The sequence below is a fragment of the Aeromonas sp. QDB68 genome (genome assembly GCF_027707405.1).
GTDB lineage: Bacteria > Pseudomonadota > Gammaproteobacteria > Enterobacterales > Aeromonadaceae > Aeromonas > Aeromonas caviae.
Genome location: NZ_JAPCIQ010000004.1, coordinates 1 through 25,615 on the forward strand (window position 1 = coordinate 1; position 25,615 = coordinate 25,615).

Here is a 25,615-nt window from a genome sequence, read left to right on the forward strand (position 1 = left end):
CGGTATAACCTGGCCAGAAGGAGGCAATATCAATATGATGCACGGCGACAGCAGGGTGATGGTGGTGGTGTGTTTGGAGACAGCCAGTTTACCAGCACCCTGTCTGTCAACTTCCACTTCCCCAAGATCCCGCGAAGAACCTTAAGTTTGCCTGTCAGTTCATCGCGAACCAGATGGCAGTGATGGCGGGCGCGTTATCGCCAGCCCATACGCCACGGAGGTTGGCGGAGTTGCGGGGCTGCATAGGCGTCATGTTCATAGAAAAACGCCCCAGGCCATCGAGACCCAGGGCGGTGAAGATATCAAAGACCCGTTTTCCGGTAAATCGCAATGCGGCTCCGCTTAAGTGAACAGCATTGCGCACTTGCGGGGCGTTTTTTTATGGTCGAATACCTGCCATCGACAACAAAGGCGCCCGCAGGCGCCTTGTGGAAGATGACCGTGCTTACTGGTCTATCTCGTCCATGTAATCGTCGAGGTTGCCATCATCCGCCGCCTCTGGTTTCTGCTCCTGGAGCTCGGGTTTGCGGCCCGTCACCTTGCCATCGTTGTACTGCAAGTAGAAGTCCTTGGTCAGGGCGTAAGGATCCAGCGCGTTGTCGATGATGCGCTCCTGATCGATCAGCTTGGAGCGTGTACCGAGGCCATCCAGCGCCCAGTGCACTACCTTCAGCGGGAAGGTCAGCAGGGCATAGGGGAAGTAGATGGTATCAATGGTATCCCCTACCAGTTGCCGGGTGGTGGTGGGACCGTAGACCGGCACCATCAGATAGGCGCCATCCCCGATGTCGGCCTTGCCGAGCACGGTGTCCATCTCCAGCGTGTTGCGAGCCAGGCCCGCATGCTTGGCCACATCGAACAGACCGAGCAGGCCCACAGTGGTGTTGAGGGTGAAGCGGCCCAGGTTGGTACCGGCCCCTTTCAGATCACCCACCAGCAGGTGGTTTACCATGCTGCTCGGCTCGTCGAAGTTGTCCACGAAATTCTCGATGCTGTCCCTCACCCCTTGCGGGACATAGCGGGCATAGCCGTGTACCACGGGGCGCGCCACATAGGGCTCCAGCACGTCATAGTTGACGGCCCACATGGCACGGTTGGGCCCCTGGAAGGGGTCGCGAGGATCGCTGGCCGTGCTGGATGCCCCGGGGCGGCTCGGGGTCTCGCCGAGATCCAGGCTCTCCGGGCCCGGCTTGGGAGGCCCGCCCGCACAGCCCGCGAGCAGCAATGCCACCGCCAATGCTCCTGAACGCAGATACATATGAAAGTCCTAAGATTTTTTTGGGTATTGATATGAATTATACAGGGGGCCCACCCCAAGGGGTGGGCCAAAAGCGTATTAGAGGGCGTGATCGATGCGGATGTCAATCGGCGCTGTGGGGATGGTGCTGGTCGGCACGGTGACCGAAACCCCTTCAAAGGCGCCTTCCTTGTTCATGACGTTGCCGCCCCGGGAGAGGCGCGCCTTGAACTGCAGCTCGGCATGGGCCGCCAGCTTGCTCCCCTCCATCATGGCATCCCCGTCCCCCAGGGAGAGGGTGAGCGGGAGATGCGGGCCTGCAATGCGCTTGACCGCGATGGGCATGGGCGGACCGTTGGGGATCACCGCAAAGACGAACAGATGGGCATCTTCCGGCATCTTTATACCCGGCGCCAGGGTGATGTGCAGGGGGAACTCCCCCTCTTTCACCGCCAGCACCCCGGCTTGTGCCTGGCCTTCGGCAGACGGGGTGGTCACGGCGATGCCACGCTGGCCAAGCTGCTGCCTGGCGTACTCCATGGAGCGCTCCACCATGGTGTAGCGGGCCGAGCCCGGCTCCAGCAGCGGCAACATCCCCTGCCAGCGGTCGAGGGCGGTCTGGAAATCCTCTTTTTGCAGGGCCATGAAGGCGTGGACGGAGCGAGCCTCGATGTTGGCCGGGTCCTCGGCAATGACCGCCTGCAACAGTTGATCCGCACGGGCTTCCTCCCCCGTCATCATCAGGGCCTGGGCATAGGGCACCGCCACCATGGCCTTCTGGGGCGCGAGGGCGTAGGCACGCTCCAGCGCCTCGCGGGCCATCTCGGGATCATTGCCATCCAGGGTCAGGCGCCCCAGCAGCAGCCAGCCACGGTAGTCGTTCGGTTCTTCTTTCAGCCGGGTTCGCAGGGCCAGGGTGAAGTCCAGCAGATCCTGCTCGGTCACCCGGGCATCACGCTCCACCAGGATGCGATTGCTGAGCTCCCCCAACCGGCTGCTGGCATCCTGCCAGCGGCTCACCTCCTGCCAGGCGCCGAGCTTGGCGTAGAGGCCGATGCTCACCACCGCCAGCACCAGCACACCGGGGATCCAGATCAGGCTCTTGCCGCCACGGGCGGTCTGCTCCACGTCGGGAATGTCGTCCAGGAGGCTGCGCTGCAGCTCCACCAGGGATTCCGGCTCCTCCGCCAGTATCCCCTGCTCCCGCTCCTCCCCTATCTCCAGCAGGCGCTGGCGATAGAGCTGCTTGTTGAGGGCCGAGCGACTGATGCTCTGCCTGCCCTCGCCGCGCCAGAGCGGCACGATCAGCGCCAGGCTCGCCAGCACCAGCAGGGCCGCACCCAGTATCCAGAATGGGGTCATGGTTTATCTTCCTCTTTGAGCAGGGCGGACAGCCTGGCCTGCTCTTCTGCACTCAGGGTGCCTTCAGGCTGTTGCAAGGGAGCAGGGGCATGGCGGCGGCTTCGCACCACCACGGTGACGACGCCAATCACGATGACCAGCAAGGGGCCAAGCCAGAGGATCAGGGTCGAGGCCATCAGGGGGGGATCATAGAGGATGAAGTTGCCGTAGCGGGCCACCATGTAGTCCACCACCTCCTGCTTCTCCTTGCCCTCCCGCACCATCTGGTAGGTCTTGTCCCGCAAGTCCTTGGCGAGCCCGGCGTTGGAGTCCGCGATGTCCTGGTTCTGGCACTTGGGGCAGCGCAGCTCGCGGGTCAGCTCGCGAAAGGTCTGCTCCTGGGCGTCGCTGTCGAAGGTGTAGACATCGATGGCGGCGCTGGCCTGGCCGGCGCCAAGGAGGCCTGCCAGCAGCAACAGGGATGCGATCAGTGTTTTCATCGGGGAGGCCTCACTTCATGGCATCGAAGATGGGTTTGAGGGTACTGGCCCAGACTTCCGGGTTCACGTCCCCCACGTGGCGATAGCGGATGATGCCCTGGCTGTCGATGAAGAAGGTCTCGGGTGCGCCGTAGACACCGAGATCCAGCCCCAGCATGCCGTCCGGATCATAGAGGTTGATCTGGTAGGGGTTGCCGAGCTCCGCCAGCCACTTGATGGCCTTGTCTCGCTCGTCCTTGTAGTTCATGCCGACGATGTAGATCCCCTGCCCCGCCAGCTCCTTGAGGTAGGTGTGCTCCCCGTAGCAGGTCGGGCACCAGGTGGCCCAGACGTTGAGCAGCATGGGGCGTCCCTTGAGGATGCTCCTGTCGTGTTGCTTGCCGAGATCGTAGATGTCCTGCAGGGTGAACACGGGCACCTCCTTGTCCACCATCACGGACTCGAGCTTGGTGGGATCGGAGTAGAGCCCCTTGAACAGGAACAGGGCCCCCAGCAGGAAGATGATGAAGGGCAGCAGATAGAGCCAGGTCTTCTTGTTCATGCCTTGACCTCCTCGTCACGACGGCCGAACCGGTAGCGCTTGTCCAGCATGGCCAGCACGCCGCCGATGGCCATGAAGACGCCGCCAAACCAGATCCAGCGCACGAAGGGTTTGTAGTAGATCCGCACCGCCCAGGCGCCGTTGTCGAGCTGCTCGCCGAGCGCCGCATAGAGATCCCGGGTAAAGCCCGCATCGATGGCCGCCTCGGTCATCGGCATGCGGCTCACGGTGTACATCCGCTTCTCGGGCTTGAGCAGGGCCACCTGCTTGCCGTCCCGGTGCACCTCCAGCACACCCTTGAAGCCGTCGTAGTTGGGACCGTTCTTCTCCTTGATGCCGGTGAAGACGAACTCGTAATCGGCAAACTGGACGCGATCCCCGGCCTGCATCCGCAGGTCCTTCTCGATGCTGTAGTTCTGGGTGCAGGCGATGCCGATGATGCTGACCGCGAGCCCCACGTGGCCCAGGATCATGGCCCAGTGACTGTTGCCCAGCCTGCGCACGCCGGTGGCGAAGCCGTGCTTGTGGGTGGCCCGCGCCCAGGTTTCCTGCACGCTGGTGACGATGATCCAGACGCCCAGACCGATGCCGAGTGCGGCCCAGGGCTTGAAGTCTTCCGCGAACGCGAGGGGCAGCAGGAAGGCGGCGGCCAGGCTCAGCACCAGGGCGACCACCACCTTGAGCCTGAGCTCCCCCAGCTCCTGGCGGCGCCAGCGAAACAGGGGGCCCACCCCCAGCAGCAGGGCGAACGGGATGATGAGCCAGCTGTAGATGTGGTTGAAGAAGGGGGTGCCGATGGAGATGCTGCCGAGCCCCAGCTCCTTGTGCACCAGGGGCAGCAGGGTGCCGAGCAGCACGGTGAGCAGGCCCGCCACCAGGAGGATGTTGTTGCCAAGGAGCAGGGTCTCGCGACTCCACAGCTCGTGCTTGCCGTGGCTCTTCACCTGGGAGCCCTTGAAGGCAAACAGCAGCAAGGATGAGCCTATCACAGCCAGCAGGAAGCCCAGGATGAAGAGGCCCCGGGTCGGGTCGGAGGCGAACGCATGGACGGACACCAGCACGCCGGAGCGCACCAGGAAGGTCCCCAGCAGGCTCAGGGAGAAGGCCGAGAGCGCCAGCAGCACTGTCCAGGCCTTGAAGGTGGCGCGCTTCTCGCTCACCGCCAGGGAATGGAGCAGGGCAGTGCCCGCCAGCCAGGGCATGAAGGAGGCGTTTTCCACCGGATCCCAGAACCACCAGCCGCCCCAGCCGAGCTCGTAATAGGCCCACCAGGAGCCGAGCACTATGCCCAGCGTCAGGAAGACCCAGGCCGCCATGGTCCAGGGGCGGGACCAGCGCGCCCAGGTGGCGTCGAGGCGCCCCGTCATCAGGGAGGCGATGGCGAAGGCGAAGGCCACCGAGAAGCCCACGTAACCCATGTAGAGCATGGGGGGGTGGAAGATGAGGCCGGGATCCTGCAGCAAGGGGTTGAGGTCACGCCCGTCCACCGGGAAGTACGGCAGGGTGCGGGTGAAGGGATCCGAGGTGAACAGCACGAAGGCGGTGAAGCCCACCGAGATGAGGCCGAGCACCCCCAGCACCCGTGCCACCGCATCCAGCGGCAGCCGGCGGCTGAAGAGGGCGACGGCCGCGGTCCAGCCCCCCAAGGTCAGTACCCAGAGCAGCAGGGACCCCTCGTGGGCCCCCCACACCGCCGAGATGCGATAGGCCAGCGGCAGCAGGCTGTTGGAGTTGGTGGCCACGTACTGCACGGTGAAGTCGTTGTCGATAAAGGCCCAGGTGAGGCAGATAAACGACAGCAGCAGCAGCAGGAACTGGCTGTAGGCGAGCGGGCGGGCCGCCGACATCATGCCAAGACGACCGAGATGGGCCCCGATCAGCGGGTAACTGCCCAGCTGCAGGGCGGTGGCGAAGGCCAGGATCAGTGAGAACTGCCCTAATTCCGGGATCATTGACTATTCCCTCTCGATTGCACGGAGAAACCTGCCGATTTGGCGGTATAAAGAAGTGAATTCTTGGCGCATACCGGCATCATTGCTTGGCTCCCTGCAACTGTGCCTCTGTGTATTCGGGCTTGAAGTGCATGCCGTTGGTGGCGTCGGCCACTTCCGGCGGCATGTAGTTCTCGTCGTGCTTGGCCAGCACCTCGAAGGCGGCGACCGTGGTGGCATCCTTGAGGGTGCCCTGGGCGACGATCCCCTGCCCTTCCCGGAAGAGATCCGGCAGGATGCCGTCAAACTCCACCGTCACCAGATGGCCGCCGTTGTCCACCAGCTTGAAGGCTACCTTGAGGCTCTGGGGATCCCGCACCACAGACCCCGGCACCACCAGGCCACCGATGCGCAGGCGCTGCCCCTCCTCGGGCTTGATCTTCTCCGGCCCCTTCCCTTCCACCAGCTCGCTCGGGGTGTAGAAGAGGTCGATGTTCTGGCTCAGGGCATAGAGCACCAGGCCAGTCACGCTGACAAGGCCCAGGCTGATGGCCAGGATGATGGTGAGGCGTTTCTTGCGGCGCGGGTTCATAGGGTGTTCTCCATCTGCTGGGCCGCCTTGCGGCGTGCCTCCCGAGCCTGCTTGTTGCGCAGTTCGCCGAGCAGGCTGCGGGTCTTCAATCGGGTGGAAATGACGATGCCGACCAGGCAGAGCAGGGTCAGACCGAAGGAGAGCCAGACGTAGAAGGCATAGCCTCCCATGGCCATGAAATCACTGAACGAGGCAAAGTGCATGCTTACTTCTCCTGCCTGGCGATGTCGGCGACCCAGGGGCGGTGCCACTCCCGCATCAGCAGCTCATTGCGAAAACGCATCAGGGTCAGGGCACCGAGAAACGCGGCGAACGCCAGGATCATGATGAGCAGCGGCCACAGCATCTCGGGGGAGATGGAGGGTTTGTCAAACTTGGTGATGGTGGCCCCCTGGTGCAGGGTGTTCCACCACTCCACCGAGTAGTGGATGATGGGCAGGTTGATCACCCCGACCAGCGCCAGGATGCCGGCGGCGCGGCCCGCCACCACCTTGTCGCTGAAGGCGTTGTAGAGGGCGATGACACCCAGATAGAGGAACAGCAGGATGAGCTCGGAGGTGAGCCGGGCATCCCACACCCACCAGGTGCCCCACATGGGTTTGCCCCAGGCGGCGCCGGTAAAGAGGGCAATGAAGGTGAAGACGGCCCCCACCGGGGCGATGGCCGCCACCGTCATGTCTGCCATGCGCAGTTGCCACACCAGGCCAATGAAGGCGGCCACCGCCATGGTGGAGTAGGCGCCCATGGAGAGGATGGCGGAAGGCACATGGATATAGATGATCCTGAAAGAGTCGCCCTGCTGGTAATCGGCGGGTGCAAAAGCCAGCCCCCAGACGGTGCCGATGATGAAGGCAAGCAGGCTTGTCACGGCAAACCAGGGCAGCAGGGTGCCGGCCAGCCCATAGGCGCGCTCGGGTTTGGCATAAGGGTGCAACCATTTCCACATAGCTCACGAAACCTTTCAGTTATTAATTTTTAAGTGGCGAGGGCTACCATACCCATGGGGGAAAAACATCATATCCCCCGAAAGCAATAAGCAGCCATCCCCTTGATCTATCTCAACTATCTCGCCCCTAACAAGGCTTCAAACGAAAATCTTTTCACCAAATCAATCAGTTGACACTCACCCGCAGCGCCGCCGAGATAGCCAGGGGCGTCAGGGTCAATGCCCCCACCAGCATGGCCCCCAGGATGGCGAGCTGGCCGGCATAGGGCAGTCCCATGCTCGCCGCGTCGATGGCGGACGTGGCGAAGATAAGCACCGGAATATAGAGCGGCAGCAGCAACAGGCTGAGCAGCACGCCCCCCTTGCGCAGCCCTGCGGTCAGCGCTACTCCGACCGCCCCGAGCAGGCTCAGCACCGGCGTACCGAGCGCCAGGGTGGCCACCACGGCCAGATAGGTCTTCAGCTCCAGGGAGAGCAGGATGGCGAGCAAGGGGGAGACCAGCAACAGCGGCAGACCGGTCAGCAACCAGTGAGCGATCACTTTGGCCAGGGCCAGCAACCCCAGGGGATGGGGCATCAGCATCATCTGCTCCAGGGCGCCGTCGCTGAAGTCGTCACGAAACAGCCGCTCCAGGGAGAGCATGGCCGCCAGCAGGGCCGCCACCCAGATGATGCCGGGAGCGATGCGGGCCAGCAACTGGGGCTCGGGCCCAATCCCCAATGGAAACAGGGTGATGACGATGAGGAAGAACCAGAGCGGGTTGAAGATGTCGGCGCGCTGGCGCAGGGCCATCAGCAACTCGCGGTGAATAAGGTGTATGACGGCGCGCAGCATGGGCTACTCCTGCAACAGCGAGGTCAGAGAGAGGGTCTTGAGCCGTCCCTGCATCAGGGTCAGATCCTGGTGGGTCGTAAGGACCACCATGCCCCCCCTGTCCGCGTGGGCGAGGAACAACTGCTCCAGCACTCTGACCCCCTGCTTGTCGATGGCGGTGAAGGGCTCGTCCAGGATCCAGAGCGCCGGTCGCTCGCTCAGCCACAACCTGGCCAGCGCCACCCGTCGCTGCTGCCCGGCGGAGAGCTGCCCCGCGGGATAGTCTTCGAAACCGGCGAGGCCGACCTGGGCCAGCACCCGCCAGAGATCCACGCCGTCCCCGGCAGGGCCATGAAGCTTCTGGTAGAAGGAGAGATTCTCAAGGGGGGTCAGGATCGCCTTGACGCCGGGCTGATGGCCCAGGTAAAGCAGGCTGGCGTGGTATTCATCCCGGCAATGGCGGATATTCTCCCCATTCCAGCACACCTCGCCAGCAAAGGGCTGGGAGAGGCCGGTGAGCAGGCGCAACAGGCTGGTCTTGCCCACCCCGTTGGGACCCTCAATCTGCATCAAATCCCCGGCACGCACCGCGAAGGAGAGATGTTCAAACAGGGTGCGATCTTCACGCACGCAGCTCAGATTGTTCGCTTGAAGCAGCATGGGGATGTAATCGTTGAAAATGAGGCGGCCTGCATCTTAACACAGGATCCGGAGGCGTCTTTTCAAAGATGCCAATAATCAACAGGATTTGTGGGGAAGATCGCGCCTCCACCAAAGAGATTGATGCCAAAGGATTATCACCGTCCCGGCATCGAGAAAGAAGTGGCCACGGGCCGAACAGAAAGCGGGGAGGCACCGGCCTCCCCGCGACACATCCGTCAGCTGCGTCCCTTTCGCAAGGAAATAAGCAGCTCCGCTTCCGCCTGGGGCAACTCGCACTCGCTCATCACCTCGTCCAGATCGGCACCAAGCTCCACCATCTTGGCGGCGCGGCTGTAGAGGCGGCGCTCCGGATCCTGCAACGTCAGCTCCTGCTGGCTGTCGTGGATCTTCTGCATGGCCCCTTCTGCGGCTTGCAGACGCTGGCCCATGCCGATGGCGCCCGTGTGCAACTCCATCATCTGCTTGCGCAGACTCTCGAGCTGCCCCTGCAGCGCTTCCACCCTGGCCTCGGACTCTCGCTGGCGACGACGGTGCCCCAGGATCCCGTAAAGGGCCAGCACCAGTGCGAGCAAGGACAACCCCAAGGCTGCAAATTCAATCATCAAACCATCACCTTACCGTCACAGGGAGGCGGACAGGTGCCATCGCCCCCGTCCGCACGTTCCCGTCCCTGTTACAGGGAACCAATGTCTTCCCACTCTTCGTCGGAGAGCAGCTTGTTGAGATCCACCAGGATCAGCAGTTGGCCGTCACGGTTGCTGACGCCCTGGATGAACTTGGCGCTCTCCTCGGTGCCTACCGCCGGGGCGGCATCGATCTCGGAGGAGCGCAGATAGACCACCTCGGCCACGCTGTCCACCATGATGCCGATCACCTGCTTCTCCGCCTCGATGATGACGATGCGGGAGTTCTCGCTCACGTCCCCGGCCGGCAGGCCGAAACGGGAGCGGGTATCGATGACGGTCACCACGTTGCCACGCAGGTTGATGATGCCCAGCACGTAGTCAGGTGCACCCGGGACCGGAGCGATCTCGGTGTAGCGCAACACTTCCTGAACCTGCATCACGTTGATGCCATAGGTCTCGTTTTCCAACTGGAAGGTCACCCACTGCAGCACTTCGTCTTCGGCCAGATTCTGTGCAATATTGCGCTTCTCTGTCATCTTCTTGATCCTTGTATGAACCCGTCAACGGGTAAAATTAGCAATAAAACCATGGCGATGCCGACGTTGTCAGCGGCCTTCGATGTTCACGCCCCGGCCAAGCAGCAGCAAGAGCTCCCTGACGTGCAGCAGGGCACACATCTTCTCCTTGACCATGCCGGCCAACCAGGGGCGCTTGCCCTCCTGATGGCGCCACTTCACCTGGTCCCGGTGCAGCAGTTCTGTGCCCTTCAACTGGTGACAGGCCAATCCCCAGGGTGATTCTCCCAGCATAATCAGATATTTGTAATCGTCCATCTCCAGATGCTGGCCCGGCATGACCCACTGGGCCGTGTCCACCACGTTCATCTTCTGCTCGCGGGAGGTCATGATCCCCTTGTACCAGCCCGGCTGGCCGAAGAGAGAGGTCACCTCCCCCAGTTGATGGATGCCCCCCAACTCGGTCAGAGGCACCGCAAACGTCACCCCGGCCACGTCGAAGAAGAGCGCCTGAAACTCGTTGCCGGTATCCAGGTTCTCCCAGGTCGACGGTGCGGGCGCCGCTTCGAGGGCGGGCGCGGGTTCCGCCACCGCGAGGGCGACGGGCTCGACCTCCTCCACTACGGCTTCCACCACCGGCTCTGCCAGGGCGACCAGAGGCTCACTGTCAACCACCTCTGCCTCGAGCTGGAATGGTTCGACATGCACCTCTTCGTGGCTCAGGGCATCCATCTCGAACTGGACCTGTCCCACCTGGGCAAGCAGCTCGCTCAGCTGGGCCAGTCGGGTATCGGCTTCAAGATAGGGGGTGGCAGCCACCTCCGGCACGGCGACGGTCTGACGTTGCAACGCAGGGGCCGGTGCTTCGTCTTCGGGATCTTCCCGCAGCAGGGCATCGTCCAGCAGCAGGGAGTGGAAATAGTCGTCCATGGCCCGAACCTGGGTGGTCTCTCTCACGGCATCACCTCCTGGGTCCGTTGACGCTCCAGCGCGTCGAGATGGTTGAGCAGGGTCTCATAGGCATAGGTGCCCCGGCTGCCCGGTGCATAGATGGAGGGAGGAATGTGCACCAGACTGGCATCCCTGAATTTGGTGTCGATGGGAATGACCGCATTCCACACCGCCTCCCCATACTGCTCCTTGATGGACTGCAATGTCATCAGGGAGGCGCGGGTACGCTTGTCAAACATGGTCGGAATGATGGTGTAGCGGAACTTCTCCCGCTTGGAGCGCTGCATGATCTCGAAGGTCTTCATCATCCGCTCCAGCCCCTTGAGGGCCAGGAATTCGGTCTGTACCGGCACCAGGATGCGATCGCAGGCCGCCAGCGCGTTCACCATCATGACCCCCAGCACCGGCGGGCAGTCGATGAGCACGTAGTCGAACTGATCCTGCACCCGCAGCAGAGCGCGCTTGAGCACCAGCCCCATCCCTTCCCGGTTGCCCATCACCCGATCCAGCGTGGCCAGGGTAATCGAGGCGGGCAGCAGGCTGATGTTCTCGAATCGGGTCTTGAGGGTCATCCGGTTGACCAGCTCGGCGCTGGGTTTGGCCGCCTGGAACAACTCGTACAGGGTGCCTTCCAGCCTGTCCGAGTCGAAATCGAGATAGGAGGTCAGGGAGGCGTGGGGGTCGGTGTCGATCAGCAGTACCCGCTGGCCACGCTGGGCCAGAATGCCCGCCAGGGAGACGACCGTGGTGGTTTTACCGACTCCACCTTTCTGATTGGCAACCGTCCAAACAATCACTGTATCAATCCTGCCTTGTTGTTATGCGTATGCCCCCACCGGGCAGCGCGATCACCCTGATCTTTTCACTGTCGACACTCTGCGGTGCGTCCTGCACCGGTGCCCCCGTCAGCGGTTTGACGGGGGCTGGCGGCACCCAGGCGAACCTGGATATGGCGACCACCACCTTGCGATTCTGTAATCGTCCCTGCTCGGTGCCATTGTCGACGAAGGGGGAAAACTCTCCGTACGCCTCGTAGGCGAGCCGACCGGGAGCCACCCCTTTGCCCACCAGGGCATTGAGCACTGCCTCGGCGCGGGCCGCTGACAATGTCCAGTTGGAGCGGAAAATTTCGTTGTTTATCGGTTGGTTATCCGTGTAGCCCCGCACCCTGACATAGTTATCGACCGGTTTGAGAATACCTGAAAGCGTATCGAGCACAGGGGCGGCATTGTTACCCAGAAAAGCGCTGCCACTGTTGAACAGGAGACCTGAACTCAGCTCCACCGTCAGCCAGTTATCATCCTGCGCAAGCTTCACCACCCCCGCATCGACCAGGGCGCCCATGGACTCCTGGATCTGCATGTCGATCTGCGCAAGAGCCGTGCCATCTTGCGAGACGGGCGTACCCGTGATGGGGGCCCGCGAAGGGGACGCAGAGGCCTGGCTCTCCAGCAGGCTGGGGGCGGCCGACACCGGGTTGTCCAGCAAGGAATTGCCCCGCCCTTCCAGCAGGCCATCGCTGCGCGGCGCCTGGTTGAAGGCCTGGGTCATGCCCTCGATGACGGCGCGGTACTCCTCCTTGTTGACGATGGCAACGGAGTAGAGCACCACGAAAAGGGCGAAGATGAGCGTCATGTAATCGGCATAGGAGACCAGCCAGCGATCGAGATGCTCTCGCCCTTGCAGGTGCAAACGATAGCGCTTGCGCATGGCTACTCCCCTTTCAGATAAGCCCGTAACCGCCTTTCAACCTGCGGGCCGTTCTCCCCGTGGGCGATGGCCAGAAGCCCCTCCAGGGTCATCTCCTGATAGAGGCCGTAATGGTAGTGGAAGGCGCGCAACCGATTCGCAATCGGCAGATAGAGCAAGTTGGCAAAGCCCACCCCGTAGATGGTGGCGACGAAGGCCACGGCAATGCCCGCCCCCAGGGTGCCTGGCTCCTCCAGATGAAACATGGCCTGGATGAGGCCAATCACGGCCCCGATGATGCCGATGGTGGGGCTGTACCCGCCCATGGACTCGAACACCCTGGCCGAGTGCTCGTTGCGCTCCTGCTCGATGTCGATATCCGCCTCCAGCAGGCTGCGGATATCCTCGATGGAGACGCCATCCACAATCATGGAAAGCCCCTGGCGGGTGAAGGGATCGGGCTCGGCCTCGGCCTGGTTTTCCAGCGCCAGCAAGCCTTGCTGGCGGGCGAACTGGGCCCACGCCTTCAGGCGCTCGGCCTGCTCCGCAAGATCCAGCTGCGGCGGAAACAGCATCCAGGTTGCCTGCCTCAGGGCACTGAGCAGGTACCTGCGGGGAGTCTGCAAGATCACCGCCCCCCAGGTTCCCCCGACGACGATGACAAAGGCCGGGCCATCCAGCAGGGTCAGCAGGCTCCCGCCATGCCACCACTGGGCGATGGCGACGGCCCCCAGCGCCAGCACCAGGCCGAGCATGCTCATGGTCAGCGACCCAACTCGACCAGAATGCGCTGGGCCACCCGATCCAGCGGCAGGGATTCGCTTGCTATGCCCGCCTTGGCAACGGCCTGGGGCATGCCATAGACCACACAGGAGGCTTCATCCTGCGCCCAGATGGTCGCCCCCTGCTCCTTGAGCAGACGGGCACCGTCGCGGCCATCCGCGCCCATGCCGGTCAGGACGATGGCCAGCACCTTGTCGCCATAGGTCTTGGCGGCGGAGGCGAAGGTGATGTCCACACAGGGTTTGTAGTTGACCTTGTCATTGCCATCGATGATGCGAAGACGGGCACCGGGCCCGCGCCCTTCCAGCAGCATCTGCTTGCCACCGGGGGCAAGATAGGCCTGACCCGGCTTGAGCACGTCGCCATCCTGCGCCTCCTTGACCCCTATCTGGCACAGCCCGTTGAGGCGGGCGGCAAAGGCAGCGGTGAAGGTGGCCGGCATGTGCTGGATCAGCAGAATGGGATGAGGGAAATCCCCCGGCAGCTTGGTCAGCACGTTCTGCAGTGCCACCGGCCCGCCGGTGGAGGTACCGATGGCAACCAGCTGGTAACTCTTGCCACTGCGCTTGAACGCGGCGGGAGCCGCCGCTGCCCGCGCAGGCTCGGACTGGCGTTCGGCCAAGGGACGATTCAGGGTCCCCGTGACGGCGGGCCGGGCGGCAGGCTCGGGGGCACGGGGCCGGGTCGCCATCAGGAAGCGTTTGCGAGCGATCTCCTTGACCCGCTGCTGCAGCAGGTTGACGGCTTCGTCCTTGTCGCGGGCGATGTCTTCAAACTTCTTGGGCAGAAAATCGAGGGCGCCCGCATCCAGCGCATCCAGTGTTGCCTTGGCTCCCTCGTGGGTCAGGGAGGAGAACATCAGGATGGGGGTCGGACACTTGGCCATGATCTCGCGCACGGCGCTGATGCCGTCGAGCACCGGCATTTCAATGTCCATGGTAATGACGTCGGGCCGCAACTGCTGCGCCTTGTCTACCGCCTCCCGCCCGTTCTGGGCCGTGTCGATCACCGTCATCAGGGGATCCTGATTGATGATTTCGCTGACCCGACGGCGGAAGAAACTCGAATCGTCGACCACTAATACCTTGACTGCCATTGTTATTCTTTTAACTCCTTGAGCCTGGCGCTCAGTGGCGACGGGCATAGGCCTTGAGCAGGCTGGGCACATCCAGAATGAGGGCGATGCCGCCGTCGCTGGTAATCGTGGCGCCGGCCATGCCGGGGGTACCTTGCAGCAGGTTGTCCAGGGGCTTTATCACCACCTCTTCCTGACCGATGAGGTTGTCTACCACGAAGCCCACCTGCTGGGTCCCTATCTGGACGATGACCACGTGCCCCTGGTCCTGGCGGGCCGTCTTGCCGACACCGCGTACCAGCCACTTGTGCAGGTAGAACAGCGGAATCGCCTTGTCACGGACGATGATGGTGAGCTGGCCATCCACCACGTTGGCCTTTTTCAGATCCAGGTGGAAAATTTCATTCACGCAACCGAGGGGCAAGGCGAAGGTCTGCTGACCCACCTCCACCATCAGGGTCGGCAGAATGGCCAGGGTCAGGGGAACCTTGATCTCGAGACGGGTGCCCTTGCCCCAGGTGGAATCGATGTGTACCGAGCCATTGAGGCTGACAATGCTGGTCTTCACCACGTCCATGCCCACTCCACGGCCGGAGATGTCGGAGATCTCCGACTTGGTGGAGAAGCCGGGGGCGAAGATCAGGTTGTAGGCATCGTTGTCGCTCATGCGCGCCGCGCTGTCAGCATCGAGCACGCCACGGCTGATGGCGATGGACTTGAGCTTCTCCGGGTCCATCCCTGCGCCGTCATCCTCGATGCAGAGCAGAATGTGGTCCCCTTGCTGGGAAGCGCTCAGGGTGATGGTGCCCTGACGGGGCTTGCCCGCTTTCTCGCGCACGTCCGGCATCTCGACGCCATGGTCGCAGGAGTTGCGCACCAGGTGAACCAGGGGGTCGGCCAGGGCCTCCACCAGGTTCTTGTCCAGATCCGTGTCCTCACCCACCATCACCAGCTCGATCTCCTTCTTGAGGGTACGAGCCAGATCGCGCACCACGCGCGGGAAGCGGCCGAATACTTTCTTGATAGGCTGCATGCGGGTCTTCATGACCGCGCCCTGCAGATCGGCGGTCACGACGTCGAGGTTCGCGACAGCCTTGGACATCTCTTCGTCATTGCTGGCGATGCCGAGGCTCACCAGGCGGTTTCTCACCAGCACCAGTTCGCCCACCATGTTCATGATGACGTCCAGGGTCTTGGTATCCACCCGCACAGTGGTATCGCTCTGTACCGCGCTGCTCTCGGCGGGAGCGGCCTGCTTGGCAGGGGCGGCCCTGGCTGGCGCTGTGGGCTCTGCCGGCGCAGGTTTGGCGGCCACTGGCGCCTTGGGCGGCGTCACCGGGGCTGCGGGGGCAGCGGGTGCCGGGGCCTTGGGTTCGGGTTCGGGCGCAGGAGCAGGTGCCAGACTGTGCTGGGGCGCCTGGCCACGGCCGTGCAGTTCATCCAGCAGGCGCTCGAACTCATCGTCGTCGATGAGCTCGTCCACCTCTTTCTGGACCGACTGCAGGGGGGCCAGATCGGGGGCACCACCGTGCTGGCCCTGACCATGGAGCTGGTCGAGCAGGGCTTCGAATTCGTCGTCTGTGATGTCACCTGACCCGCTCAGCACGGGGGCGGCAGAGACCGTCGGCGCTTTGCCGACACCGTGCAGCTCATCGAGCAGGCGTTCAAATTCGTCGGCGGAGATCTCGTCGATGGAGCCACCGCCATTGACGGCGACAGGCGCCACCTCGGCGATGACCTCGGGTTCTGGTGCGGGTTCGGGCTCAGGCTCGGGTGCTGGCTGGGCCGCCACGCTGGCGGTACGCAGCTGCTCCTGCCCTTCCGGCTTGCACAGCTCGTGCAGATCGTGCAGCAGATCGGGAGAAGCGGGGCTTATCTCTTCGCGGTTCTGGACCTGGGCAAACATGACGTTGATGGCATCCAGCGCCTGCAAGATGACATCCATCAGCTCGGCACTGAGGGCCCGCTTGCCGTTGCGCAGCATGTCGAACAGGTTCTCGGCACCGTGACAGACATCCACCAGTTCGGTGAGGGAGAGGAAGCCCGCTCCCCCCTTGACGGTGTGGAAGCCGCGGAAGATGGCGTTCAACAGGTTCTTGTCATCGGGCCGCTTTTCCAAGTCGACCAGTTGTTCAGACAACTGTTCCAATATTTCTGATGCTTCGACCAAAAAGTCTTGCAGTATGTCTTCATCAACTTCGAAGGCCATGCGTCACTCCATTAGAATCCCAGGCTAGACAGCAGATCGTCCACATCATCTTGACCATTGACCACATCTGAGCGGGTCTGCGGGTTCATGATGGGGCCTTCCGCCTCGATGCCGCTCACAGGCAGGCTACGTGCCGAATTGTCGCTAACGCCCTCACCGAACATGGTCAGCATCTCTATCAACTTCGTTTCAACTTCCTGCACCAGCTTGATCACCTTGCGGATCATCTGACCGGTCAGGTCCTGGAAATCCTGAGCCATCAGAATTTCCGTCAGCAGTTGTCGTAACTTATCGGCATCCGTCTCAGAAGCCTTAATAAAATCATTCAGTTGATGGCACAGCGCCTTGAATTGACCCAGCTCGAGATCCCGGCTCATCAGGGCATTCCAGTTGGGCATGACCAGCTGAATGTTGTCGTTGAGTCGATCGGCGATGGGAAGGCTTGCCTCGACCGCATCCATGGTGCGATTGGCCGCCTTGTCCGTCATGTCGATGACATAGCTCAGACGCTCCCGGGCATCCGGGATCTCATGGGTGGCCAGGTCGGGGATCCTGGGATCCAGGCGAAAATCCTGCAATGAGTTATGCAATTGGCGGGTCAGCTGCCCCACCTTGTCAAACAGGGCCGCCGCATTGGGGGCGCACACATCGGCGAGGATGGTATCGGCCTGTTCAAACTCTTCCCGCTCCAGGTGGGCAACCAGCATCCTTGCCTGGTCAAGCGAGATCATGGCACTCGTTTTGGCCTTCATCCCTGCCGCTCCTTAGCCGATACGTTCAAAGATTTTGTCGAGCTTCTCTTTGAGGGTGGCAGCGGTGAACGGCTTGACGATATAGCCATTGACCCCGGCCTGGGCGGCTTCGATGATCTGCTCGCGTTTGGCTTCGGCAGTGACCATCAGAACCGGCAGGTGCTTGAGCTTGTCGTCGAGGCGAATCGCCTTGAGCAGGTCGATGCCCTGCATGCCGGGCATGTTCCAGTCGGTGACCACGAACTGGAAGTCGCCATTTTTCAGCATCGGCAACGCCGTGTTGCCATCGTCTGCTTCATGGGTATTGTTGTATCCCAGGTCACGCAGCAAGTTCTTGATAATCCGGCGCATCGTTGAAAAGTCATCGACGATGAGGATTTTCATGTTCTTGTCCAAAGTTCCTCCTAAATAGCCGCCAAGACGGCTCACTTACATGATGCAGATCGCAGGTTTTATGGTGCGGATTATGCCTTAGAGTTGTGCTCCAGTGTAGCCAGTACAACCACTTATAAATTCCAATCTCGCAAACGGGCGCGCAGCCTGTGCATGGCCTGACTATGAATCTGGCTCACGCGAGACTCACTCACACTCAATACTTCACCGATCTCGCGCAGATTCAACTCTTCATCGTAATAAAGGGACAGCACCAGCGCCTCCCGCTCCGGCAGGCGGGCGATGTGCTCCGCCAGGGCGCCCTGGAAGCGTTCAGCCGCCAGATCGTCGAATCCTCCCTGACCGTTGCCTTCATCGGGATGACCGATGACATCTTCGCTGACGCCCAGATCCTCGATGCCGATGATCTTGCCGCATGAAACATCCTGCAGCATGGCATGGTACTCCCCGAGGGACACCCCCATATTGGCGGCCACCTCGGTGTCTCTGGCATCCCGGCCATGGGCCTGCTCCACGTTCTCGATCGCTTCAGCGATGGCACGGCTGTTGCGGTGCACCGAGCGGGGCACCCAGTCCCCACGGCGGATCTCGTCGAGCATGGCACCACGGATGCGGATGCCGGCATAGGTTTCAAAGCTGGCGCCCTTGCTGCCGTCAAAGTTGCGGGAAGCTTCGAGCAGCCCAATCATACCTGCCTGGATCAGGTCATCCAGCAAGACACTGCTTGGCAGGCGAGCCAATAAATGCTGGGCAATCCGCTTGACCAGCGGAGCGTGTCGCTCGACCAGCACGTAGGAATCCTGATGACGCAAGTATGCTTGGGCTTTATTCACGGGAGTCTTCCTGTGTTATGACCGGCTTTTGCAACAAGTTTTCCAGGAAAAATTCGAGGTGGCCGCCCGGCTGATTCGGGATGGGCCAGCTCGCCGCCTTGTTCGCCAGGGCACGAAATGCCAGGGCGGCAGGGGATTTTGGAAACGCCTCAACTATCAGTTTCTGCTTGCGCACCGCGGCCCGCAGGTTGGTGTCGTAAGGCACGCAGGCCACCAGCTCCAGGGAGGTATCCAGGAAGCGGTCGGTGACCCGGGTCAGCTTGGCGAACAGCTCCTGCCCCTCGCGCAGAGAGCGGACCATGTTGGCCACCACCTTGAAGCGGAATACACCGTGATCCTTGGAGAGGATCTTGATGAGCGCGTAGGCATCCGTGATGGAGGTGGGTTCATCGCACACCACCACCATGATGTCCTGGGCGGCACGGGTGAAACTCAGCACCATGTCGGAGATCCCCGCCGCCGTGTCCACCAGCAACACGTCCACCTGGGTCTTCATCTCGCTGAAGGCGCGGATGAGCTCGGCATGTTGTACCGGGGAGAGCTCGACCATGGACTGAGTGCCCGAGGTGGCTGGCACTATCATCATGCCGTAGGGCCCCTCGACGATGATGTCGTCCAGGGTGCATTCCCCCGCCAGCACATGGGAGAGGTTGCGATGCACCCTCAGCCCCAGCATGACGTCGACGTTGGCCAGACCAAGGTCGGCGTCCAGCACCAACACCCGCTTGCCCTGGGCGGCCATGGCTCCCGCCACGTTCAGGGTCACGTTGGTCTTGCCGACGCCCCCCTTGCCTCCGGACACGGCGATCACTTTCACTCGATTGTTTTGACGCATTTTGCGCAGACCACTCGCCTGATCCATATACATGTTACTCATAAAACTCCGAATCTTCGGATTCGCCAAAACCCGATCCCCAGAAATAGGGATCTTCTGCTTCCCGTTCCAGCGACCCCATGGCGGCACCGACCAGCAGCGCCGCGTTGGCAACTTGAATATCTTCCGGCACCCGTTGCCCGTCGGTGATATAACTGATGGGCAGGGCGTTTTGAATGCACACGTTGATCACTTCACCCAGATTCAGGCTCTCGTCGAGCTTGGTCAGAATGCAGCCGGAGAGCGGAATGCGCCGGAAGTGATCCACCGCCTCCTGCATCACCCGTCGCTGGGAGGTGGCCGACATGACCAGATAACTGCGGATGCGCACCTTGGCATTCTTCACCAGGGTGTCGAGCTGTTCGGTCAGGCGGATATCCCGCTGACCCACCCCGGCGGTGTCGATGAGCACCAGCCGGCGATGGCGGAACTGATAGAGGGCACTGGCCAGCTCTTCGGCGTCCCGCACCTGACGCACCGGGCAACCCATGATGCGACCATAGGTCTGCAACTGTTCGTGGGCCCCGATCCGGTAGTTGTCCGTGGTAATGAGCGCCACCTGCTCGGCGCCATACTTCATGGCAAAGCGGGCCGCCAGCTTGGCGATGGTGGTGGTCTTGCCCACCCCGGTCGGTCCGAGCAGGGCCACCGCCCCTCCCTGACGCAGGATCTCGTCCTCGCTGATCTTGAGCTGGGCCGTCAGCACCTCGGCCAGTTGGGCCATGGCCTGATGGATCGGCATGTCTTCGGGGATGAGGCCCGCCAGTTGATCGGCGAAGGCATCGTCGAACCCCATCTTCTTGAGTTCCTTGATGAGCAGGGCGCGCATGGGTTCGCGGCGCTCCACCTCCTGCCACATCAGGCCGGAGATCTGGTGCTCCAGCAGCTTGCGGATGCTGGCCATCTCCTTGCGCATCCCCTCCATCTCCTGATCCCGCTGGGCTGACTGGGTCTGGCGCGGGGCGGCGGCAGGACGGGCCTTGGGCTTGGCGGGTTCGGGAGCGGCGCCCCACTGGCCCTGTTCGGCCAGGGTTCTGGGAGCACTGGCCGCGCCCGCCAGTCCGGCGGACTGGGTGCCGGCAGCGCCATTGGCGGGCCAGGAGGCCGAAGCTGGCTGACCGTTGCCTCCGTTGCCAGACCATGATCCCGGGGCGCCATTGCCACCCGCCGGGTTGGCCGGATTGAGCTTCTGCTGGCGTGCCAGCAGGGCCGCCAGGGTATCGGCGTAGTATTCGTTCTGTTCCTTGGGTGGCGCCGACCTCGTCATCTGCTTGCCCGCAGACGAGATATTGACGCTCTCTTCATTCAACTGACGGCGAACCGGCGCGTCTTTGGGCCCCGGTACCTGGGATTGATAATCGACGGCCGCGACTATCTCCACCCCACCGGTGACCTTTTTGTTGGACATGATGACGGCATCGGGTCCGAGAGTCTCCTTGACCTCGGCCAGCGCCGTGCGCATGTCTTTGGCAAAAAACCGCTTAATCTTCACCCGTCATCTCCGCTAACTAGCCCTGTCCCACCGCACTGACGATGCGGATCTGCTTGTCGTCAGGCACTTCCTGATAGGACAGCACGCGTAATCCAGGAATGGCATTCTTGACAAATTTCGCCAGGGTATTGCGCAATATCCCCGATGTCAGAAGCACGGCCGGCTGGCCTTCCAGTTCTTGTCGTTGAGTGGCTTCCACCAGGGAGCGTTGCATCCGCTCCGCCAGTCCCGGTTCGATACCGGCGCCATCTCCCCCACCTGCTTGCAGGGATTGATGCAATATACGTTCCAGTTCTGGTGACAAGGTGATCACCGGCAGCTCGGGCTCGGGGCCGGCAATCTCCTGCACAATCAATCTGCGCAGGGCGATCCGGCAGGCTGCGGTCAGCACTTCCGGGTCCGGGCTGCGGGGCGCATATTCCACGAGGGTCTGCAGGATAGTGCGCATATCGCGAATTGGCACGCCTTCATTGAGCAAATTCTGCAATACCTTCACCAGGTTGCCCATGCTGATCACCTCGGGAACCAGTCCTTCCACCAGCTTGCTCTGATGCTTCCCTATCATGTCGAGCAGTTGTTGCACCTCGTCATGACCCAGCAGCAGCGCCGCATGGTTGGAGAGGATCTGGCTCAGGTGGGTAGCCACCACGGTGGCCGCATCGACCACGGTGTAGCCAAGGGTCTGGGCCTGGGAGACCTGCTCCTTGGCGACCCAGACCGCCTCCAGCCCGAACGCCGGGTCCTGGGTAGCGATACCGTGGATCTGGCCGAACACCTGCCCCGGGTTGATGGCCATCTCCTTGTCGTGATAGACGGTGGCTTCCCCCGTGCTCACGCCCATCAGGGTGATGCGGTACTGGTTGGGTGCAAGATCCAGGTTGTCGCGAATGTGGACGGCAGGCACCAGAAAGCCCAGCTCCTGGGAGAGCTTCTTGCGCACCCCCTTGATCCGGTTGAGCAGCTCGCCCCCCTGATTCTTGTCCACCAGAGGTATCAGCTGATAACCCACCTCCAGGCCGATGATGTCCACCGGCATGACGTCGTCCCAGCTGAGATCCTTCTGCTCCACCGGGGCATCCCCCTGGGCCGGCATGAGTTCGCCGCTCGCCGCCTTCGCCTTGTTCTGCTTCTCGCGGCGCAGCAGCCACCAGGCGCCCGCCGCCGCCACCGCCCCCAAGCTCAGGAAAGCCAGGTGCGGCATGCCGGGTACGCTGCCCATCATCAGCAGGATGCCGGCGGAGATCACCAGCGCCTTGGGATTTTCGAACAGTTGGCCGAGTACCGCTGTCCCCATGTCCTGGTCGGTATTCTGACGGGTAACGATGATGGCCGCGGCAATGGAGAGCAGGAGCGAGGGGATCTGGGCGACCAGACCGTCACCGATGGCGAGCAGGGTATAGACCTGGGCCGCTTCGCCGAAGGTGAGCTGGTGCTGCATCATGCCGATGATGAAGCCGCCGATGATGTTGATGAAGAGGATCATGATGCCGGCGATGGCATCCCCCTTCACGAATTTGGAGGCACCGTCCATGGAGCCGTAGAAGTCCGCTTCCTGAGTCACGTCCTGACGGCGCTTCTTGGCCTCTTCCTGGTTGATGAGACCGGCGTTCAGGTCCGCATCGATGGCCATCTGCTTGCCGGGCATGGCGTCAAGGGTGAAGCGGGCGCTCACCTCGGAGATCCGGCCCGCACCCTTGGTGACCACCACGAAGTTGATGATCACCAGGATCATGAAGACGATGATGCCCACGGCATAGTTGCCGCCGATCACCACGTTGCCGAACGCCTCGATCACATGGCCTGCCGCCGCGCTGCCGTTGTGGCCTTCCAGCAACACCACCCGGGTGGAGGCAACGTTGAGGGCGAGCCGCAGCAGGGTGGCGATCAGCAAGACGGTGGGGAAGGCGGCAAATTCCAGGGGGCGGCGGGTATAGACCGCCACCAGCAGCACCACGATGGAGAGGGCGATATTGAAGGAGAAGAGGATATCCAGCATCAGGGGCGGAATGGGGAGTACCACCATCCCCAGAGAGGCCAATACCAGCAGCGGCGTCCCTACCCCTCTGCTGAGCAGCCACTTGTACTCTTTGAAACGGCCCAGTCCCGCTTTGAATCCCATCGTGCATCTCAATGATAAACTGCCAATAGCGGATTAAAGCAAATATCAAGCCAAGGATTCAATGCATTGATTTATATGGTTTTTATTTTAACGCTGTCAGAAGTCCGTCGTTGGCGTCACGGGGAATGGTGACAGGGGGGAAGCTGCCTTCACCAAGCAGGCCAAAGGCCAGCCCAGGCCATGGGGCGAGGCGACGCGCCTCGACAGGGAGATTGCGGCCTTGTTTGCGACACAGGGAGAGACCGGATGGTGGGGCCATCCCACCGCTTTATTTGCGAAACGCGGGGGCACAAGGGAGAGAACCCGGGATCAGGCTGCCACCCCTGCGTTATTTGCGAAACTCGGGGGGAATGGGCAGATCCGTGGCGATGGGGGTCGGGCGCCGGCCGCGACCACGGCGGAACTTCTTGAGCTGATAGACATAGGCCAGCACCTGGGCGACGGCGGCGAAGAGCCCCTCCGGGATCTCCTGGCCAATCTCGGTGGCGTGGTAAAGGGCCCGGGTGAGCGGCGGGGAGGACATGACGGGGATGTCGTATTCGCGCCCGATCTCCCGGATCTTCATCGCCACCTCGTCGACCCCCTTGGCCAGTACCTTGGGCGCCGCCCCCGGCTTGCCCGCATCGTATTTGAGCGCCACCGAGTAGTGGGTCGGGTTGGTGATGATCACATCGGCCTTGGGGACATCCCCCATCATGCGGCGCATGGCCATCTGCATCTGCAACTGGCGTATCCGCCCCTTGACCTCGGGCTTGCCTTCGCTGTCCTTGAACTCGTCCTTGATCTCCTGCTTGGTCATCTTCAGCTGGCGATTGTGGTTCCAGCTCTGGAACGGCACATCGATGGCGACAATGGGGATCAGGGCGCAGCAGAGGATGATCAGCATCCAGAGCAGCAGGTCCAGGGCATCGACGATGCCGCCGGGAAAGCCCTCGAGAGAGAGATTCAGCAGATGGTTGAACTGGCTTGATAGCATCCACCAGGCGAACAGACTGATAAACACCACTTTCGCGATGGATTTGACAAGTTCCACCAGGGATTGCACCCCGAACATCCTTTTGATGCCGCTCAGGGGGCTCAGCTTGCTCCACTTGGGCAGCATGGCCTCGGAGGAGAAGTTCATCCCGCCGAGCAGGGTGTTGCCGACGAAGGCGGCGATGATCACCAGCATGAACAGCAGCCCCAGAGGCTGGATCAGCTCCCCCAGCAGGGCGGGCACCATGGCCCCCATGGCATTGGGGTCGAACGCCTGGTCCCGGTCCAGGGTAAAGCCCATGGTGAGCACCTTGATCATGGCCCCTGCCAGACTCTCCTTGATCATCAGGAGGCCGAACACGGTCGCCAGCAGGACGCTGGCGGTACCCAGCTCCTTGGAACGTGCAATCTGCCCTTTTTCCCGGGCCTGTTGCAGTCGTTTGCCCGTGGGTTGCTCTGTGCGTTCCTGATCGGTATCAGCCATGCTGGCCTCCTGCCGGCATCAGCCGACTGGCGGCCCGCCAGAGTGGCGTCAAAAGGGCCGCAACCGGGAGGGCCTCAGTCATGCTGGCCCCCGAAGCACTGGACGTTGATGAGCTCGCAGCTGGTCTCCTGCACCCGCTCCCAGAGCGCGTCGAAGTGCCCCATGAAGCCACCGATGGTGAGCCAGAGGATGAACAGGCCCGACATCATGCTCACCGCAAAGCCGATGCTGAAGATGTTGAGCTGGGGGGCCGCACGGGTCATCACCCCGAACGCGAAGTTGATCAGCAGCAGGGCGATGATGGCCGAGAGCGCCATCACCAGAGAAGCCTGATACATGACCCCGAGAAAGCTCACCAGGCTGCGGATGGCAGGCAGGGTGAGCCCGCTGTCAGATACCGGCAGGGTTTCGAAACTCAGCACCACCATGCGCAGCATCAGCAGGTGGCCGTCCACCGCGAGAAACACCAGGGTCGCCAGCATCAGGTAGAACTGGCCCACCACGGGAGCCGACTGGCCGTTCATGGGGTCCACCAGGGTGGCAAAGCCCAGGCTGGTCTGCATGGCGATGACCTGACCCGCCATCACGAAGGTCTCCAGCAGGAACTGGGTCATGAGGCCGAGCGCGATGCCGATGAGCAGTTGCTGCCCCAGCACCAGGAAGCTGCCGAGGGAGAAGAGCTCGATCTTCGGCATGGGGGGCAGCAGGGGGGCGATGATGAGGGTGATCGCCAGCGCCAGGCCGATGCGGATATGGGCAGGGGCGAGCCGGCTGCCAAAGACCGCCATCACCATCAGGAGACTGCTCACCCGGGCCAGGGGCCAGAGGATGGAGGAGAGCCACTCCATGATGAGCGCCGTGGTGTAGGTCATGACAGCAACACTCCCGGCAGGGGCAGGCCAACGGGAGGACGCAGGCACCGGTCTGCCAGAGCGAAAGGGTGGCCCTTGGCTGGCATCAGCCCACCACCTCGGGGATCTGGCTCACCATCAGCTGGAAGAAGTCCATCAGACTCTGCAATCCCCAGTGAGCCCCCGCCCCCAGGGCCAGCAGGGTGACCACCAGACGGGGCAGGAAGCTCAAAGTCTGTTCGTTGATGGAGGTGGCGGCCTGGAAGATGGCGACCACCAACCCCACCATCAGGCTCGGCAGGATCACGGCGCACACCATGATGGTCACCAGCCAAAGCGCCTCGCGAAAGACGTCGACGAAGGTTTCAGGACTCATTGCTCGCTCCTTGTGATGGGTTTGCCCAAGGCCGCATCCTCCCGGCCTCCTCC

Annotated in this window: 28 protein-coding genes and 1 pseudogene; 2 read left to right on the plus strand and 27 right to left on the minus strand. The window is 62.2% G+C overall.

What is annotated here, in order from left to right; all coding sequences use genetic code 11:
- Nucleotides 1–183: hypothetical protein (locus PG892_RS02105; protein WP_270825099.1), on the plus strand; the 183-nt coding region annotated here is incomplete at its 5' end.
- Nucleotides 138–350, plus strand: a pseudogene (locus tag PG892_RS02110) (IS4 family transposase); the annotation flags it as partial. The gene PG892_RS02105 and the pseudogene PG892_RS02110, both read left to right, overlap by 46 nt.
- A gap of 95 nt (nucleotides 351–445) precedes the next feature.
- On the opposite strand, the gene PG892_RS02115 reads toward PG892_RS02110, so the two are convergent.
- The 27 genes from PG892_RS02115 to fliQ all read right to left on the minus strand — a co-directional run bounded on the left by PG892_RS02115 (nucleotide 446) and on the right by fliQ (nucleotide 25,562).
- Complete coding sequence (locus tag PG892_RS02115) at nucleotides 446–1,258, minus strand: MlaA family lipoprotein (protein WP_029314176.1); 813 nt, start codon at nucleotides 1,256–1,258, stop codon at nucleotides 446–448.
- A gap of 78 nt (nucleotides 1,259–1,336) precedes the next feature.
- On the minus strand, nucleotides 1,337–2,599 hold the full coding sequence (gene ccmI / locus PG892_RS02120) for a c-type cytochrome biogenesis protein CcmI (protein ID WP_104455540.1): 1,263 nt from the start codon (nucleotides 2,597–2,599) through the stop codon (nucleotides 1,337–1,339).
- Nucleotides 2,596–3,078 (minus strand): cytochrome c-type biogenesis protein, encoded by a 483-nt coding sequence (locus PG892_RS02125; protein ID WP_119196863.1) that lies wholly within the window; start codon nucleotides 3,076–3,078, stop codon nucleotides 2,596–2,598. The genes ccmI and PG892_RS02125 overlap by 4 nt, the downstream gene beginning before the upstream one ends.
- Before the next feature lie 10 nt (nucleotides 3,079–3,088).
- Nucleotides 3,089–3,619 (minus strand): DsbE family thiol:disulfide interchange protein, encoded by a 531-nt coding sequence (locus PG892_RS02130; RefSeq protein ID WP_119196864.1) that lies wholly within the window; start codon nucleotides 3,617–3,619, stop codon nucleotides 3,089–3,091.
- A complete protein-coding gene (locus PG892_RS02135; protein ID WP_119196865.1) occupies nucleotides 3,616–5,571 on the minus strand; it encodes a heme lyase CcmF/NrfE family subunit in 1,956 nt (651 codons plus the stop codon). The genes PG892_RS02130 and PG892_RS02135 overlap by 4 nt, the downstream gene beginning before the upstream one ends.
- A gap of 79 nt (nucleotides 5,572–5,650) precedes the next feature.
- Complete coding sequence (ccmE, locus tag PG892_RS02140) at nucleotides 5,651–6,142, minus strand: cytochrome c maturation protein CcmE (RefSeq protein WP_052815847.1); 492 nt, start codon at nucleotides 6,140–6,142, stop codon at nucleotides 5,651–5,653.
- Complete coding sequence (ccmD, locus tag PG892_RS02145) at nucleotides 6,139–6,345, minus strand: heme exporter protein CcmD (protein WP_039039901.1); 207 nt, start codon at nucleotides 6,343–6,345, stop codon at nucleotides 6,139–6,141. Before ccmD ends, ccmE begins: the two co-directional genes overlap by 4 nt.
- A gap of 2 nt (nucleotides 6,346–6,347) precedes the next feature.
- Nucleotides 6,348–7,088 carry a heme ABC transporter permease gene (locus tag PG892_RS02150; protein WP_010673946.1) on the minus strand — a complete coding sequence of 247 codons (741 nt, stop codon included), beginning with the start codon at nucleotides 7,086–7,088 and terminating at the stop codon, nucleotides 6,348–6,350.
- 166 nt (nucleotides 7,089–7,254) lie between these two features.
- On the minus strand, nucleotides 7,255–7,923 hold the full coding sequence (gene ccmB / locus PG892_RS02155) for a heme exporter protein CcmB (protein ID WP_010673945.1): 669 nt from the start codon (nucleotides 7,921–7,923) through the stop codon (nucleotides 7,255–7,257).
- Nucleotides 7,924–7,926: 3 nt separating this feature from the next.
- Nucleotides 7,927–8,562: a cytochrome c biogenesis heme-transporting ATPase CcmA gene (ccmA, locus tag PG892_RS02160; RefSeq protein ID WP_119196866.1), complete on the minus strand. Its 636-nt coding sequence runs from the start codon at nucleotides 8,560–8,562 to the stop codon at nucleotides 7,927–7,929.
- A gap of 218 nt (nucleotides 8,563–8,780) precedes the next feature.
- Complete coding sequence (locus PG892_RS02165) at nucleotides 8,781–9,167, minus strand: DUF2802 domain-containing protein (RefSeq protein ID WP_010673943.1); 387 nt, start codon at nucleotides 9,165–9,167, stop codon at nucleotides 8,781–8,783.
- A gap of 71 nt (nucleotides 9,168–9,238) precedes the next feature.
- Nucleotides 9,239–9,727, minus strand: a complete 489-nt coding sequence (locus PG892_RS02170; RefSeq protein WP_010673942.1) for a chemotaxis protein CheW — start codon at nucleotides 9,725–9,727, stop codon at nucleotides 9,239–9,241.
- Nucleotides 9,728–9,796: 69 nt separating this feature from the next.
- Nucleotides 9,797–10,663 (minus strand): chemotaxis protein CheW, encoded by an 867-nt coding sequence (locus PG892_RS02175; protein ID WP_010673941.1) that lies wholly within the window; start codon nucleotides 10,661–10,663, stop codon nucleotides 9,797–9,799.
- A complete protein-coding gene (locus tag PG892_RS02180) occupies nucleotides 10,660–11,454 on the minus strand; it encodes a ParA family protein (protein ID WP_010673940.1) in 795 nt (264 codons plus the stop codon). Before PG892_RS02180 ends, PG892_RS02175 begins: the two co-directional genes overlap by 4 nt.
- Before the next feature lie 4 nt (nucleotides 11,455–11,458).
- The gene (locus PG892_RS02185; protein ID WP_010673939.1) at nucleotides 11,459–12,367 is read right to left on the minus strand and encodes an OmpA family protein; all 909 of its coding nucleotides are present in this window, start codon (nucleotides 12,365–12,367) and stop codon (nucleotides 11,459–11,461) included.
- A gap of 2 nt (nucleotides 12,368–12,369) precedes the next feature.
- The gene (locus PG892_RS02190) at nucleotides 12,370–13,107 is read right to left on the minus strand and encodes a flagellar motor protein (protein WP_029314173.1); all 738 of its coding nucleotides are present in this window, start codon (nucleotides 13,105–13,107) and stop codon (nucleotides 12,370–12,372) included.
- A 2-nt stretch (nucleotides 13,108–13,109) separates the two neighbouring features.
- Nucleotides 13,110–14,225, minus strand: a complete 1,116-nt coding sequence (locus PG892_RS02195) for a protein-glutamate methylesterase/protein-glutamine glutaminase (protein WP_113979055.1) — start codon at nucleotides 14,223–14,225, stop codon at nucleotides 13,110–13,112.
- A 31-nt stretch (nucleotides 14,226–14,256) separates the two neighbouring features.
- Nucleotides 14,257–16,413, minus strand: coding sequence for a chemotaxis protein CheA (locus PG892_RS02200; protein ID WP_119196868.1), 2,157 nt, complete (start codon nucleotides 16,411–16,413; stop codon nucleotides 14,257–14,259).
- Between the two features lie 11 nt (nucleotides 16,414–16,424).
- Complete coding sequence (locus PG892_RS02205; RefSeq protein ID WP_041212633.1) at nucleotides 16,425–17,165, minus strand: protein phosphatase CheZ; 741 nt, start codon at nucleotides 17,163–17,165, stop codon at nucleotides 16,425–16,427.
- A 12-nt stretch (nucleotides 17,166–17,177) separates the two neighbouring features.
- A complete protein-coding gene (cheY, locus tag PG892_RS02210) occupies nucleotides 17,178–17,549 on the minus strand; it encodes a chemotaxis response regulator CheY (protein WP_425278782.1) in 372 nt (123 codons plus the stop codon).
- A gap of 122 nt (nucleotides 17,550–17,671) precedes the next feature.
- Nucleotides 17,672–18,391 carry an RNA polymerase sigma factor FliA gene (locus PG892_RS02215; protein WP_029314170.1) on the minus strand — a complete coding sequence of 240 codons (720 nt, stop codon included), beginning with the start codon at nucleotides 18,389–18,391 and terminating at the stop codon, nucleotides 17,672–17,674.
- Nucleotides 18,384–19,259, minus strand: a complete 876-nt coding sequence (locus tag PG892_RS02220) for a MinD/ParA family protein (protein ID WP_010673932.1) — start codon at nucleotides 19,257–19,259, stop codon at nucleotides 18,384–18,386. Before PG892_RS02220 ends, PG892_RS02215 begins: the two co-directional genes overlap by 8 nt.
- A gap of 1 nt (nucleotide 19,260) precedes the next feature.
- A complete protein-coding gene (gene flhF / locus PG892_RS02225; RefSeq protein ID WP_010673931.1) occupies nucleotides 19,261–20,757 on the minus strand; it encodes a flagellar biosynthesis protein FlhF in 1,497 nt (498 codons plus the stop codon).
- A gap of 16 nt (nucleotides 20,758–20,773) precedes the next feature.
- A complete protein-coding gene (flhA, locus tag PG892_RS02230; RefSeq protein WP_010673930.1) occupies nucleotides 20,774–22,876 on the minus strand; it encodes a flagellar biosynthesis protein FlhA in 2,103 nt (700 codons plus the stop codon).
- Nucleotides 22,877–23,204: 328 nt separating this feature from the next.
- Nucleotides 23,205–24,335 carry a flagellar biosynthesis protein FlhB gene (gene flhB, locus PG892_RS02235; protein WP_010673929.1) on the minus strand — a complete coding sequence of 377 codons (1,131 nt, stop codon included), beginning with the start codon at nucleotides 24,333–24,335 and terminating at the stop codon, nucleotides 23,205–23,207.
- A gap of 74 nt (nucleotides 24,336–24,409) precedes the next feature.
- Entirely contained in the window at nucleotides 24,410–25,207 is a 798-nt protein-coding gene (gene fliR, locus PG892_RS02240; protein ID WP_010673928.1) for a flagellar biosynthetic protein FliR, read from the minus strand.
- Between the two features lie 85 nt (nucleotides 25,208–25,292).
- Entirely contained in the window at nucleotides 25,293–25,562 is a 270-nt protein-coding gene (gene fliQ / locus PG892_RS02245; RefSeq protein WP_010673927.1) for a flagellar biosynthesis protein FliQ, read from the minus strand.
- Between the last annotated feature and the right edge of the window lie 53 nt (nucleotides 25,563–25,615).

Bases quoted from the DNA above. Each gene is read 5' to 3' on its own strand.
- PG892_RS02115 (WP_029314176.1), bottom strand. From the start codon at position 1,258: ATGTATCTGCGTTCAGGAGCATTGGCGGTGGCATTGCTGCTCGCGGGC.
- ccmI (WP_104455540.1), bottom strand. From the start codon at position 2,599: ATGACCCCATTCTGGATACTGGGTGCGGCCCTGCTGGTGCTGGCGAGC.
- PG892_RS02125 (WP_119196863.1), bottom strand. From the start codon at position 3,078: ATGAAAACACTGATCGCATCCCTGTTGCTGCTGGCAGGCCTCCTTGGC.
- PG892_RS02130 (WP_119196864.1), bottom strand. From the start codon at position 3,619: ATGAACAAGAAGACCTGGCTCTATCTGCTGCCCTTCATCATCTTCCTG.
- PG892_RS02135 (WP_119196865.1), bottom strand. From the start codon at position 5,571: ATGATCCCGGAATTAGGGCAGTTCTCACTGATCCTGGCCTTCGCCACC.
- ccmE (WP_052815847.1), bottom strand. From the start codon at position 6,142: ATGAACCCGCGCCGCAAGAAACGCCTCACCATCATCCTGGCCATCAGC.
- ccmD (WP_039039901.1), bottom strand. From the start codon at position 6,345: ATGCACTTTGCCTCGTTCAGTGATTTCATGGCCATGGGAGGCTATGCC.
- PG892_RS02150 (WP_010673946.1), bottom strand. From the start codon at position 7,088: ATGTGGAAATGGTTGCACCCTTATGCCAAACCCGAGCGCGCCTATGGG.
- ccmB (WP_010673945.1), bottom strand. From the start codon at position 7,923: ATGCTGCGCGCCGTCATACACCTTATTCACCGCGAGTTGCTGATGGCC.
- ccmA (WP_119196866.1), bottom strand. From the start codon at position 8,562: ATGCTGCTTCAAGCGAACAATCTGAGCTGCGTGCGTGAAGATCGCACC.
- PG892_RS02165 (WP_010673943.1), bottom strand. From the start codon at position 9,167: ATGATTGAATTTGCAGCCTTGGGGTTGTCCTTGCTCGCACTGGTGCTG.
- PG892_RS02170 (WP_010673942.1), bottom strand. From the start codon at position 9,727: ATGACAGAGAAGCGCAATATTGCACAGAATCTGGCCGAAGACGAAGTG.
- PG892_RS02185 (WP_010673939.1), bottom strand. From the start codon at position 12,367: ATGCGCAAGCGCTATCGTTTGCACCTGCAAGGGCGAGAGCATCTCGAT.
- PG892_RS02190 (WP_029314173.1), bottom strand. From the start codon at position 13,107: ATGAGCATGCTCGGCCTGGTGCTGGCGCTGGGGGCCGTCGCCATCGCC.
- PG892_RS02195 (WP_113979055.1), bottom strand. From the start codon at position 14,225: ATGGCAGTCAAGGTATTAGTGGTCGACGATTCGAGTTTCTTCCGCCGT.
- PG892_RS02200 (WP_119196868.1), bottom strand. From the start codon at position 16,413: ATGGCCTTCGAAGTTGATGAAGACATACTGCAAGACTTTTTGGTCGAA.
- PG892_RS02205 (WP_041212633.1), bottom strand. From the start codon at position 17,165: ATGAAGGCCAAAACGAGTGCCATGATCTCGCTTGACCAGGCAAGGATG.
- cheY (WP_425278782.1), bottom strand. From the start codon at position 17,549: ATGAAAATCCTCATCGTCGATGACTTTTCAACGATGCGCCGGATTATC.
- PG892_RS02220 (WP_010673932.1), bottom strand. From the start codon at position 19,259: ATGTATATGGATCAGGCGAGTGGTCTGCGCAAAATGCGTCAAAACAAT.
- flhA (WP_010673930.1), bottom strand. From the start codon at position 22,876: ATGGGATTCAAAGCGGGACTGGGCCGTTTCAAAGAGTACAAGTGGCTG.
- flhB (WP_010673929.1), bottom strand. From the start codon at position 24,335: ATGGCTGATACCGATCAGGAACGCACAGAGCAACCCACGGGCAAACGA.
- fliR (WP_010673928.1), bottom strand. From the start codon at position 25,207: ATGACCTACACCACGGCGCTCATCATGGAGTGGCTCTCCTCCATCCTC.
- fliQ (WP_010673927.1), bottom strand. From the start codon at position 25,562: ATGAGTCCTGAAACCTTCGTCGACGTCTTTCGCGAGGCGCTTTGGCTG.